Below are 12,921 nucleotides of genomic sequence, written 5' to 3'. Positions count from 1 at the left end.
TGGTTTTTTTTATTTGAGCTTAAATTTATTTTTTTATTGATGATATTATCCCTTTCAACATTCCGTTAAAATCAAAATTAGATTCTTCCTTTAAACCCATTCTTACAATCACTAAATCAAGAGACGGAATAATCGCTACCATTTGCCCCTGAAAACCGCTGCAGTAGTACATATCTCTTGGAACATCTGGGAAATGTCCGCCAGCATTGAGCCAAAAGTGTCCGCCATATCTTCCATTGGAAGTATTTGTTGGAGTTGCAGTGTATTTCGCCCAGCTTTCGTTGAAAATTTGCTCCCCGTTCCAATTGCCTTTGTGCAAATACAACAAACCAAATTTTGACCAATCGCGTGTTGTAGCCCAACCGTACGATGACCCAACGTAATTCCCCGCCATATCCGTTTCGATCACCATAGAATTCATTCCTATTTTATCAATCAAAGCCGAATACCAAAAATCTAAATATTCCTGATGCGTTTTGAACTGCTTCCGCAAAATTCCGGAAAGTAAATTTGTCGTTCCAGATGAATAATTCCATCGCGTGTTCGGTCTATGCTCTGCAGGTTTTTCTAATTGCGCGCTGGTCATATCTTCGGCCTGAAAAAGCATTTTGGTAGCATCAGAAATAGTCGCGTAATCCTCTACCCATTGTAAACCGGAATTCATGTGCAGCAAATCGCTTGTGGTAATCAACTTTCGGTTGTCATTCGCCCATTCTGGAATTGGCGCAGGATCATCAATGTCAAATTTTCTTTGTTTCTCCAAAATTCCAAACATAGCACTAGTGATGCTTTTGGTCATAGACCAACCCAGAATTTTGCTGTTTTTATCGAAACCAGTATCATATTTTTCAGCAATGATTTTGTCTTTATAAATTACCAAAAGGGAGCGCGTTCTTTTATCAATAATGCCTTTTTTATCAAAAGCATTGGCAACAGCCGCATTCAATTTAGTATAATCAACATTTGTAAAAACCGTGTCTTTTGGTTCATTAATTCCATAAGGAAAAGGTAAATCATTCTTTAACTTTGTTCTTTTTGGAACCAAATACGGTTTAGTCACATCAAAATCATCGTTGATTAAAGTCGCTCCCAAACCTTCGCGGTAAATTGCTTTTCGTTCTTTCAAACCATAAACTGACGCAACAGCAAACTTTCCGGCATCTTCAATTTTGTTTTTGGCCAAATCAATCATGTCGATGTCATTGTCACCTTTCTCAATCATTTCCTGCGAACGATTATCAATAAAATGTCCCGAAGCAATACTTTTGGCTGAAAAGCCAGAAATTAAATCCAGTTTTGGATAAGTGGTGAAACCAAAATAAGAAACACCAATGAAAGAAACGAAACCAAATAATCTGAAAACTTTTTTCATAGAGAATTAATTTGAAGCAATTTAATAAAAAAGAAGCATACATTTTTTGAACTGTTACCACATTGATTATTATTAACAAGTGTTTGCCGAAAATTAATTTCAATTTCATTACTTTTGTATTTAGAAAAATTCTAAATAATGAAGCCCAAACAACAAATTGGGTTATCTAAAAAATGTTACTTATTGGCGTTCTATCTAACCAATAAAAAAACAATAAAAACAGGCAGATTACATGTTAGATATCAATAAAATTAGAGCCGACTTCCCTATTCTTTCCCAGAAAGTAAACGGAAAACCATTGGTTTATTTCGACAACGGAGCTACTTCGCAAAAACCACAAGTGGTGATTGATGCGATTTCAAAATATTATCAGGAAATCAACGCTAATATTCATCGTGGCGTTCACACGTTGAGTCAACTGGCAACTGATGCGTATGAAATTTCACGCGGTAAACTTCAAAATCACATCAATGCAAAATTTGCCCACGAAGTACTTTTCACTTCGGGAACAACGCATGGAATTAATTTAGTTGCCAATGGATTTGCTTCGATTTTGAAACCAGGCGATGAAGTTTTAGTTTCGGCATTGGAACACCACAGCAATATTGTGCCTTGGCAAATGTTATGCGAGAAAACGGGAGCGACTTTGCGCGTAATTCCTATGAATGAAGATGGTGAATTGATCATGTCAGAATATGACAAATTGCTTTCGGATAAAACGAAGATTGTAACCGTAAATCATATTTCGAATGCTCTTGGAACTGTCAATCCAATTAAATACATGATTGACAAAGCGCATGAAGTTGGCGCGGCGATTTTGATTGACGGAGCGCAAGCCGTACCGCATTTGAAACCAGATGTTCAAGAGCTAGATTGTGATTTTTATGTTTTTTCAGGACATAAAATGTGTGGTCCTACAGGAACTGGGATTTTATACGGAAAAGAAGTGTGGTTGAATAAATTACCGCCGTATCAAGGTGGAGGCGAAATGATTAAGGAAGTGACTTTCGAGAAAACTACTTATGCGGAATTGCCTCATAAATTTGAAGCTGGAACACCAAATATTGCCGGAGGAATTGTTCTGGGAACTGCGGTTGATTATATGAATGAAGTTGGGTTTGAAAACATTCAACAACAGGAAAAAGAATTATTAGAGCACGCAACTTCACGTTTATTAGAAATTGAGGGTTTGAAAATTTTTGGTACAGCCAAGGAAAAAACTTCTGTAGTTTCGTTTAATATTGAAGGCATTCATCCGTACGATATTGGTACGATAATTGACAAATTAGGAATAGCCGTAAGAACCGGTCACCATTGCACCCAGCCTATCATGACTTTCTTTTGTATTCCGGGAACAATACGAGCATCGTTTGCTTTTTATAATACCAAAGAAGAAATTGATATTATGGTTGAAGCCATTAAAAAAGCGCAACTCATGTTGTCGTAAAAATTTAAAATTATGACATCGCCATGATTCAAAATCGTAAATGGTACTATCGAATGGCGATACCATGTTCCTATAAAAAACAAATATTATCTACACATGAAAATACTATCTTTATTGTTTCTGACCATTTTTCTTGGAAAAGGGTGTAACAGTGCTCAAGCGCAAGAAATCAGCAATGCTGTAATTGAATATGAAGCCAACACCAGAGGTTTTTATCAAAAAATAACGGTGAAGAATCAGATGGTTACTATTTCTAAGGATAGGGATGGAAATGACAAACCGACACCAACAAAAATATCGGATGCCGACTGGAAAGAACTCGTAGACTGTTTTGAAACGATGGAATTGGATAGTTTGCCCAAATTAAAAGCACCTACCGAAAAACGTTTTCATGACGGTGCGGCTATTGCCAATTTGAAAATCACCTTCAAAGACAAAACCTATGAAACGACTAGTTTTGATCATGGTTTTCCACCAAAAGAGATTAAGAAATTCGTAAATAAAATAAATTCATTTGCTAAAAAAGAATAAATGAAAATTAAGGATATACAAGAAGAAATTGTTGATGAGTTTTCTATGTTTGACGACTGGATGGAACGTTATGAATACATCATCGAATTAGGAAAAAAGCTTCCTATGATTAAAGAAGAATTCAAAACAGAAAACAATCTGATCAAAGGCTGCCAATCAAAAGTGTGGTTGCAGGGAGAAAAAAAAGACGATACAATTGTTTTCACTGCCGATAGTGATGCCATTTTAACCAAAGGAATTATTGCGATATTAATTCGTACTTTTTCCAATCAAAGTGCCAAAGATATTTTGGATGCCGATATGGATTTTATTGATAAAATTGGTCTGAAAGAACATTTATCACCAACGCGTGCCAACGGATTAGTATCGATGATAAAAAATATAAAAATGTATGCTTTGGCATTCAACACACAGAATTAATTTATAAACCGAGTTTTTTTAACCATATAAGGCATTTAAGGTCATATAAGCCAGAATAAAACGAAAATTTATGACAAAAACATATCTAAAAGATTTAATTTATCAAGTTAATGGTTGTGCAATAGAAGTACATAAGCATCTTGGTCCTGGTCTTTTAGAAAGTGTTTATCATACTTGTTTGAAAAAAGAATTAACAATTAGAGGTTTTGAATTCCAGACTGAACTTAAAATACCTGTTAATTATAAAGGTTTAGAACTTGAAACAGGATTAAGATGTGACTTATTGGTCGAAGAAAGTTTAGTTGTTGAACTGAAAGCAATAGAAAAAGTTCTCCCCATTCACGAAGCTCAAATTTTAACCTATATGAAACTATTGGAAGTTCCGATAGGGTTAATGCTAAATTTTAATGTAACTCATATTTTTAAAGAGGGACAAAAAACCTATGTCAATGAAAGATATAGATATCTAGAAGATTAAACGAATAACTTAAATGACCTTATATTCCTTATATGGTTCAAAAAAATAATAAAAAATAAATTGTTAAAAAATGACACAAGAAATAGACACCACTGAATTAGGAGAATCAATCGTAAAAATATTAAAGACTATTTACGATCCGGAGATTCCTGTAGATATTTACGAATTAGGATTGATTTATGACGTAATGGTCAATACCGATTATGAAGTAAAAATCCTGATGACACTTACTTCTCCAAACTGTCCCGTTGCAGAAAGCCTGCCAAGAGAAGTGGAAGAAAAAGTAAAATCGATTACTAATGTAAAAGATGCTGAAGTAGAAATTACTTTTGATCCACCTTGGAGCAAAGATTTAATGAGCGAAGAAGCAAAATTAGAATTGGGAATGTTATAAAATTTGTTTCAGATTTAAAGTTTAAGGTTAAGCAACTTTAAACTTTAAATCTTTTAAACTTGTTCAAATGGAAGAAATAATAAATAAAGTTGCGAATAGTGTTTTGGAAGTTTTCGATCTCGAAGATTATTATCCAAAAGGAATTCGTACGCAAATCGATATTTCGCAATGGCTTTTGGAAGGTTTTTTATTGAAAGAAAAAGACTTTAGAGAAGAGCTGAAAAATCAGGATTGGTCACAATACCAAGATCAGTATGTTGCTATTCATTGCAGTACAGATGCTATTGTTCCGGCTTGGGCTTCTATTCTGGTTGCGATTCAATTAGCGCCATTTGCAAAGAAAATCATCAATGGAACATTAGAAGATTTAGACGCTTCGCTTTACGAAGAATTATTGCCTAAAATTGATTATTCCGTTTATAAAAATAAGCCCATTATCATAAAAGGGTGCTCCAGAAAACCGGTTCCGATGCGGGCCTATGTATTAGCTGCGCATTACTTGCAACCTTTTGCACGAAGTATTATGTATGGCGAAGCATGCTCTGCCGTTCCATTGTACAAAGCGCCTAAAAAGGAGTAATATATTGCATTTATTTTATACTTTAATGGTGGAATTTAAAATATAAAGTCATGAAAAAAATAGCTTTTTCTATCGTATTACTTTTTGCGATAATCTCTATACATGCGCAAGAAACTTCAAAAGACACTACAAAACTTTGGACCAAAAAAGGAAATATCTCCTTGCTTTTTAGTCAATCTGCTTACAATAAACAATGGCTGGGCGGAGGGACTTCAAACGTTGCCGGGAATTTTAGCCTTAATTATGATTTCAATTATAAAAAAGGAGATGTGGTCTGGGATAACAAATTCATTCTAGGCTACGGTTTAAGCAAAATAAAAGGAGACGAAAAAACGGCAAAGACGGATGACCGTTTAGAATTGAATTCCCTTTGGGGTAAAAAAGCCAAAGGCGATTGGTACTATTCTGTTTTTTTTAATTTAAAAACACAAATGGATTCTGGTTTTGACAAAAATGGAGTCAGAATTTCTCATTTCTTTTCACCTTCCTATTTTCAATTTGGACCCGGAATGTTATGGAAAAAAAGCAACAACCTAAGTGTTAACTTTTCTCCAGCTACAGCAAAATTAATTTTGGTTGACGATCATTTTACTGAATTTGGCCCTTCTTTTGGAGTCTTGCAAGGCGATACTTCCAGATTTGAATTTGGTGCCAGTATTCAGGGATATTACAAATTAAATATCATGACAAATGTATCTGTAGAAAACCGATTGAATTTATATTCTAATTATTTAGATAATCCGCAAAATATAGATGTCGATTATCAAATGAATGTCATCATGAAAATCAATAAATACTTGTCGGCAAATGTAGCGGTACAAGCCATTTATGATGACAATTCCGTAAAAGCCGTTCAGGTGAGAGAAGTATTTGGTTTAGGCGTTACTTACGGTTTCTAGAAAATACATTTTTAATCATTTTGTATTGACAATCAGATACTTGTAAAAAATATTTATCAGCAAAAATCATAAACGCACTATCTTTTTTAGTACATTTATTCTCCTATTTAACCTACTAAGACATAATGGTAAGCATTTTAAACTAACACTAATTGTTTTAAAACTTCACCTTATGAAAAAATTACTTTTATTCGTCCTGTGTGCGACCCTTTTTGTAGCATGCAAAAAAGAAGCTACACCAAAAGCAGTATCAACTTCTGAAACACCTGATACACCAACATCTCCAACAGAATTTGCCGATAGCAAATATTCCGATATCGGGAAAAAAATGTTAGCAGATTTATCGAAAAACGACATGGATTCCTGGACAGACAGCTTTGCCGAGGATGCCAAGTATTACTGGAATAGCGGAGACAGTCTGGTAGGAAAACCAGCCATAGAAAAATACTGGAGAGACCGAAGAGGTAACGTTATTGAAACCATCACTTTTGAAAAAGAAATTTGGTTGCCAGTCAAAGTAAACGAGAAAGGCAACATTCCGATGGATGGCATCTGGCTTCTTAGTTGGTACAAAACCACCGCAAAATACAAAGGAGGCAAGAGCATGACACAATGGATTCATTCCACGTATCATTTTAATTCGGAGGATAAAATTGATATGGTCAACCAATATCTGGATCGAGTGCCTATCATGGAAGCAATGCCACCGAAGAAATAAATTTTTAAGTCCCAGTTTGCAGAACTCCGAATGTATCTCATAAAAAAACGGCACTCATTTAGGGGTGCCGTTTTTTATGGTTTTTATTTAAGTAGATATTTGTCGCAGACTAACGCCCGAAAACGTGGACAAATGAGAGCTAGTTTCAATTTATTTTAATGTCCATTTAATAAATTCGTTCATTACTTCTTTCCAATGTTCTTTTTCATAGTTTGCCCTTCCATTTTCTTTTACTTCAAAAAAATTATGTTCTAAATTTAAATATCTTTTATAAGTCAAATTTGTTTTTGAATTTTGAATATAAAATAATGGAACTAAATCACATAAATCTGAAGCAATATCATTTGTTCCGTAAGCTAAGTAAGTTGGAATTTTGATTTTCAGCCAATCATTTATTAATGGTCTTGAAAATGATTTCCATGCTAATAAATTTGGATTCTCAATTAATACTCTTTCATCGTAAGAATCTTTAAACATTTTATATGTTTGCTCTATACGTTCATCAGCTTCTTCCCAAGTTATTTGTTTACTTTCTGCACTTTTTCTATAATCACGAATATTTTGGTCAATTCTACCGAACGGATTTGCACCAAATAATCCCAAATTTGTGACTTGTTTATTATTTAAAGCTATTAAAGTTGCAACTTTTGAACCTTGTGAATGTCCTGCAACTATTAATTTGGAATTATCTACCCAATTTTGTTTTCGCAAGAATTTTAAAACTATTTCCGCCCTATTTTCATAATTTTCTAAATAATCCGACTTCACATAATCCTTATCAAATTCATTCGGTTCTTTTGGATTTGGAATATAGCAATAGGATTTATTTAAGTTTTTTTCATTTACAATAACAGGTGTTTTTGGCATTGAAATTACAATTAAATGATAATTTTTTTTAATCTCTTTAAGATCAAAATTTGTAATTCCACCGCCAATCATCCACATTTTTTCTTTTTCTGGTTTTACAAATAGTGGCAATGGTAAAGAACCTTGACAAAATAAAAAAATCGGTTTTATTTCATCTAATTTTGTGTCAATTAATATAAAATCAATTGTATCTTTTTTTTGCTTTAGACTAAATTGAATTGCTTGATTATTTATTATGTTTAGACTCTGTCCAAAACTTATTTGAACTAAAAATAATAAAACTATAGTACTCGTATTTTTCATATAATGCTTTAAGTTGTATCCACATAGCAAACGCTATAATTTGTATCTTAATTTAAGTAGGAATTCGTCGCAGACGGGCACCTGTGTGTTAATCTCCTATTATCATTAAATATATAATTGGAATATAAATCAAAATACAAATAACAGAAGGAATTAGTATAGACTTTTTTTGGTAACTAATTTCTCTTCCAATATAGCTCTCCCAAAACAGATAGTGAAGAATTGCTGCTCCAATACCAGAAAAGATCAATGTTAGATTTTTAATTTCAAAATTTATTTCATCAAGATAATTTATTGCAAAAACTTGAAAAATTGTATAAAAAACACCAAAGACAATAACTATTATTGAGAGTTTGTTTTTATTTAATTTTTTGAAATTCAATGCTAATAATACACTCCCGAAAATTACTCCGAAAACAATGCTAAAACACCAAATATTTAATTGTGAAAATAATTCGAGTGCATTGCTGTCTTCTACTGAGTTTTTATCCCAAATGTTTTCTTGAATTATTTCTTGGCTCTCTTTTAATTTTTTATCCTCAATCAACTTTAATACACGATTGGTTTCTTCATCAGAAAAAATTTCTCCTCTTTCTTTTAAAATATCAAATGAATATTTTACAGCCTGAGCTACAAATCTACTCTCTGGTTGAATATAAAAATATAATTCATTATTATTTTTTTCTTCTAAAATACTTTTCTTTACAGACATTTTATACGATAAGTTTTTAAAAAATAGCAGTTAACTTGTTTATAGATTTGACAGAATCTTACAATATTTATTTTCAAATATATTCAATTTTTCTTACAAAATTACAATGAATAACATAAAAGGAAATAGTACCACCAGAGCCAGAGAGTTCAATAGAATTCCTGATTTTGAACCTAGCACTAATGTTTGATAAAAGTACCAAACCCGCCATATTACCAGCCGAGCGATAGCGAATAGGCTAAGCAAATCATCCCAAATACAAAACCACCTTTCCATTAAGCCAATTGCCCAAATCCGTTGTGGTGCTATTCTAGGCAGTGCTTTATTTTGATGCTTTAGACTTCTTAATGTTCAAAGCTTTCTGTTTTATCCATTGAATTGAAATATCAACAGGTGCTGTAATATTGTCAGAAACAGTATTGTGTCCTAATGTTGAAAACATGGCATATTCGAAAGGTTTGCCTTGAGCTTTCAATGTATTTAATTGCTCCATGCACAACTTTACTGGAATCTGTATATCTTTCTCACCAAAAAGCCAAATTCCTGGAATTGAAAGAGTACTCAAGAAAATTTTTGGGTCAGTAGCTGTAAATTGATACCTGTCAGAATCATTTTTGATATGTTCACGAGCTTCTGATTCTGTATGATTTTCCCAAAAATTATTGTTTCCATTAGTATAAAACTGAAATCGAAGTTGTTCTAGGGTTGTAATTGTAGGGCAACTAAATAAAACCATAAATTCAATTTGTGGATTTTTACTTGCAGCAATTGGGATTATCCATCCTGCTTGACTGAAGCCAACTAATCCTACAGGTGTTTTTTTATCTTTCAAATAGGTTCGAAATGTATTTACTGCTGCACTTGCATCATGAGATAATAAATTAAGATTAGTAGTGTCAATATTATTGGTGCCAACAGATGGCCCTACATATACACCACCAGATTCTCCAACTCCACGTTTATCATATGTCAATACAGCAATACCTTCTTTGGCAAGACGTTTAGCGAAATCCATTTCTCTTTTTACAGGATCAGACCCATGAACAATTACAACTGCTGCCAATGTTTTTTTAGGTGTTAAAATTGAGCCTGCAAGAGTGATGCCCTGACTTTCAAACTTTACCTCTTGAATGGTAAAGTCGGTTGATTGAGAAAATACTATTTCTGGTAAAATTATTAATAATAACCAAAGAAGTGAATTAGAAAAAAAGTTAATATTCATATTAGTATAATATAAAAATTTGTTTTGAATGGTCATCGTTAGCATTGTCTACAACGTCCTGGTACTACAGCGGGTTTGGGGCTAAATTAATCCTTATTTTCGGATTTGCCACCCGAGCCTTTACTTTGTGTTAGAGTAAAAAACATTAAATTTATTCAAAGGAAAGCAGAGGTGAACTTTCACCCGAGCTAAGCTTAAGACTTAACTATCGCATTAGTCCTCTGCCTTCTCCTTGAACCCGTTGAATTGCTTCAAATAGAATGATAGACATCAAGGTCTAATAAAGGCTCTAAAGAAGTTCAACATTTTTGTTTATCCTAAATCCAAAGTTATGAAAAACTATTTATTTTATGTGGGTATTGATATTTCAAAACTAAAATTAGATATCACTATTCTTGATGTTTCTTCTTTGAAATCGGAACATTTTGTTGTTGAAAACAACATAAAAAGCATTAGTCTGTTTGTCAAAAATCTAAGCAAGAAGATTGACATAAATCAAACTCTTTTTTGTTGTGAAAACACAGGGGTTTATACCAATCATCTTTCGTCTGCTTCAATGGATTTAAAGTTAGATTTATGGATTGTCCCAGCCGTTGAAATAAAAAGATCAAAGGGGATTTCAAGAGGAAAAACCGATAAATCAGACGCTAAAGATATTGCCTATTACAGCTATAGAAATATTGACAAACTCAAACTTTTTACTTTGACAGCTATAGACATTCAAAAACTAAAAATTCTGTATACCGAAAGAGAAAAAATGCTTAAATCATTATTGCTTTTAGAAACAACTAAGGAAAATAAGGGTTTTGCAAGTAAAGAAGTTTTCAAGGAAGTATCATCAATCAATCAAAGTTTAACCAAAACCATTAGAAATGCTATCCGCAAAATAGAAACCAAGATGAAAGAAATCATCAAAGCAAATGCTCAGTTGAACAAACAGACTCAACTCATCAGAACCATTCCTGGAATAGGGGAACAAACCAGCATATATTTAATCATTGCCACAAAAGGATTTACGGCTTTTAAAAATTGGAGACAATTTGCCTGTTATTCTGGAGTTGCCCCATTTGAATGCAGCTCCGGCTCTAGTATAAAAGGCAGGACTAAAGTAAATCATATGGCTGATAAAAAAATAAAATCCTTGCTGCAAATGTGCGCTATGACCACATTGAAGTATGATCCTCAATTAAAAGAATATTACAATAAGAAAAAGGCTGAAGGAAAAAATTCTATGCTTGTTTTAAACAATATTAGATGCAAACTTATAAGCAGGGTTTTTGCTGTCATTAACAGAGAAACTTCATATATAAACACGTATAAATTTGCATCGTAGTTTTAACAATTTTTACTTGTTTTTCATCATAGAATGCGATAGCGAACAGGCGAAGCAAATTATCCCAAATACAAAACCAATTTCAAATTAAGCCTAATACCCAAATTGCTTGTAGCGTGTGTTATAGGCAGTGGTTTTACATTCCTAATTCTATTGATTTAATATCGAATAAGTTAATTTGACCAATTTTATCTTTATGAATAACAATTGTTAATTTAGCAGGATGTTTAAATTTCATTTCACTTAATTTAAATGTCCATAACATTATCTTTAGTAAATCTTCATCGCTTATATTTTTGTGTTCTTTTATTCGTGTGATACCAGAACCGAAAACAGGAACGGAAACAGTTTTTTGAGCGTAAACACGGTTGACTCTGTCCCAAAAATTAATCAAAAATTCTATGTATTCAGGCATTGTCAGAGTTGCTTTATTATGCTCATCAAATTTAGAAAATGCAGTTAGTATAAATTCGTCATAAACAAAAATTGTACTTAATTTAAATTGTACTGTTTTACCCCCCAATCTTCTATTAACTTGATTATTAATCACGTCTAATTCATCTGATTTTTCTACTATAAAATTATCAAGTTCCTGTATCTTCCCGCTAAAATATTTATTAATAAAAATACCATTAAGTGATTTATTAGATATTATTTTATCATCAACTATAGTGTCAAAATACTCATTAAATGCAATTGTTTTAAGACCGTCTTCGGAAAATAAATCACCACATTTTATATTTACATTACTACCATCAATATCAATATCTATATTAGTAAGCTTATTAGCTCTACGCCAAATAATTAAATATATAATTATCAAAATAAAAAAAGATGCATAACCAAAATATTTTAAAAATTCTTTATACTCTTCGGGTACAATATTAAAAAGTAGTATGAATGATAAAACACCAGATATTGCTGAAAAATAAACCCAGAATTTGTTTCTAACACCTTTGTCAAAAAAGTTAACTTTCATAATTAGTTATTTATAAAAATAATCACTCGGATTTTTTCCGGAATCTATTCTAAAATCTGAATTATTTAAAGCCATTTTTATAGTGTCTTTACTCATAGGAACGTGTAATACAGGTACTTTTGATTTGGAATCTTTGAACGCTGGTAATTTATTCCATAAATTTTTTACAACATTGTTTAAGTTATTTTTATCAGAAGTAAGTAAATCATCCTTTGTTTTTAAATCAGGATATATTACAATAACAGGTAGGCCAAGACTATTTACTCCATACTCAATTTCTTCTCTTACTGCTCTTGAATTTAAAGTGTCGTTGCTTAGAAATAAGACAATGTTTTTAGAATTTCTAAGTCTCTCTCTAAGTCGGGGTTTAAGTGTCGTTTCCCAATCACTATTATCTCGAACATTATAAGTAGTATCGTGTGCATTGTTAAATGGAAAAGAACTATCTGATCCTTTCCACGCTTTGAGCATATTATAATAACAAAAATCTTTAGTTGCATGAGCGCCAAGAGATGACTCATTGAATGGTTCACTTACATAAAATGCACAATAATTATAAATTTTACTCATAATTTATCTTGGTTAATTGGTTATTAAATTTAGGTTTTGTTCTGCTGTAAGCTTGCCACTAACTTATATATATGTATGACATAATCATACAAAGCC

At 32.3% G+C, this 12,921-nt stretch carries 15 protein-coding genes; 9 read left to right on the top strand and 6 right to left on the bottom strand.

All coding sequences use genetic code 11. The features are described 5' to 3' along the window. Positions 1-25: 25 nt before the first annotated feature. Positions 26-1,372, bottom strand: a complete 1,347-nt coding sequence (locus CLV00_RS04745) for a serine hydrolase (RefSeq protein ID WP_099714054.1) — start codon at positions 1,370-1,372, stop codon at positions 26-28. 232 nt (positions 1,373-1,604) lie between these two features. Here CLV00_RS04745 and CLV00_RS04740 point away from each other — a divergent pair, with 232 nt between their 5' ends. The 8 genes from CLV00_RS04740 (at position 1,605) to CLV00_RS04705 (ending at position 6,839) form a co-directional block, all read left to right on the top strand. Continuing rightward, a complete protein-coding gene (locus CLV00_RS04740; protein ID WP_099714053.1) occupies positions 1,605-2,819 on the top strand; it encodes an aminotransferase class V-fold PLP-dependent enzyme in 1,215 nt (404 codons plus the stop codon). Positions 2,820-2,915: 96 nt separating this feature from the next. After that, positions 2,916-3,350 (top strand): hypothetical protein, encoded by a 435-nt coding sequence (locus tag CLV00_RS04735; RefSeq protein ID WP_099714052.1) that lies wholly within the window; start codon positions 2,916-2,918, stop codon positions 3,348-3,350. Continuing rightward, entirely contained in the window at positions 3,351-3,770 is a 420-nt protein-coding gene (locus CLV00_RS04730) for a SufE family protein (protein ID WP_099714051.1), read from the top strand. A gap of 70 nt (positions 3,771-3,840) precedes the next feature. Beyond that, a complete protein-coding gene (locus CLV00_RS04725) occupies positions 3,841-4,248 on the top strand; it encodes a GxxExxY protein (RefSeq protein ID WP_099714050.1) in 408 nt (135 codons plus the stop codon). Positions 4,249-4,318: 70 nt separating this feature from the next. After that, positions 4,319-4,642, top strand: a complete 324-nt coding sequence (locus tag CLV00_RS04720; protein WP_099714049.1) for an SUF system Fe-S cluster assembly protein — start codon at positions 4,319-4,321, stop codon at positions 4,640-4,642. 67 nt (positions 4,643-4,709) lie between these two features. After that, positions 4,710-5,222, top strand: coding sequence for a DUF2480 family protein (locus CLV00_RS04715; RefSeq protein WP_099714048.1), 513 nt, complete (start codon positions 4,710-4,712; stop codon positions 5,220-5,222). A 50-nt stretch (positions 5,223-5,272) separates the two neighbouring features. Next, a complete protein-coding gene (locus CLV00_RS04710; RefSeq protein WP_099714047.1) occupies positions 5,273-6,121 on the top strand; it encodes a DUF3078 domain-containing protein in 849 nt (282 codons plus the stop codon). Positions 6,122-6,293: 172 nt separating this feature from the next. Then, positions 6,294-6,839 (top strand): nuclear transport factor 2 family protein, encoded by a 546-nt coding sequence (locus tag CLV00_RS04705; protein WP_099714046.1) that lies wholly within the window; start codon positions 6,294-6,296, stop codon positions 6,837-6,839. 150 nt (positions 6,840-6,989) lie between these two features. Here the strand turns inward: CLV00_RS04705 and CLV00_RS04700 are convergent, their stop codons facing one another. From CLV00_RS04700 to CLV00_RS04690, 3 genes are all read right to left on the bottom strand, one after another. Then, positions 6,990-8,009, bottom strand: coding sequence for a hypothetical protein (locus CLV00_RS04700; protein ID WP_099714045.1), 1,020 nt, complete (start codon positions 8,007-8,009; stop codon positions 6,990-6,992). Positions 8,010-8,097: 88 nt separating this feature from the next. Then, on the bottom strand, positions 8,098-8,721 hold the full coding sequence (locus CLV00_RS04695; RefSeq protein WP_099714044.1) for a hypothetical protein: 624 nt from the start codon (positions 8,719-8,721) through the stop codon (positions 8,098-8,100). Positions 8,722-9,043: 322 nt separating this feature from the next. Further along, positions 9,044-9,943, bottom strand: a complete 900-nt coding sequence (locus tag CLV00_RS04690) for a S9 family peptidase (protein WP_099716235.1) — start codon at positions 9,941-9,943, stop codon at positions 9,044-9,046. Positions 9,944-10,274: 331 nt separating this feature from the next. Here CLV00_RS04690 and CLV00_RS04685 point away from each other — a divergent pair, with 331 nt between their 5' ends. Next, positions 10,275-11,276, top strand: coding sequence for a transposase (locus CLV00_RS04685; protein ID WP_099714043.1), 1,002 nt, complete (start codon positions 10,275-10,277; stop codon positions 11,274-11,276). A gap of 136 nt (positions 11,277-11,412) precedes the next feature. On the opposite strand, the gene CLV00_RS04680 is transcribed toward CLV00_RS04685, so the two are convergent. Together CLV00_RS04680 and CLV00_RS04675 are read right to left on the bottom strand one after the other, a co-directional pair. Continuing rightward, a complete protein-coding gene (locus tag CLV00_RS04680) occupies positions 11,413-12,255 on the bottom strand; it encodes a macro domain-containing protein (RefSeq protein ID WP_099714042.1) in 843 nt (280 codons plus the stop codon). 6 nt (positions 12,256-12,261) lie between these two features. Continuing rightward, entirely contained in the window at positions 12,262-12,825 is a 564-nt protein-coding gene (locus CLV00_RS04675) for a TIR domain-containing protein (RefSeq protein ID WP_099714041.1), read from the bottom strand. Between the last annotated feature and the right edge of the window lie 96 nt (positions 12,826-12,921).

The sequence above is a fragment of the Flavobacterium sp. 11 genome (genome assembly GCF_002754315.1).
GTDB classification, from domain to species: domain Bacteria; phylum Bacteroidota; class Bacteroidia; order Flavobacteriales; family Flavobacteriaceae; genus Flavobacterium; species Flavobacterium algoritolerans.
This window is presented reverse-complemented; position numbering and strand designations above follow the sequence as displayed.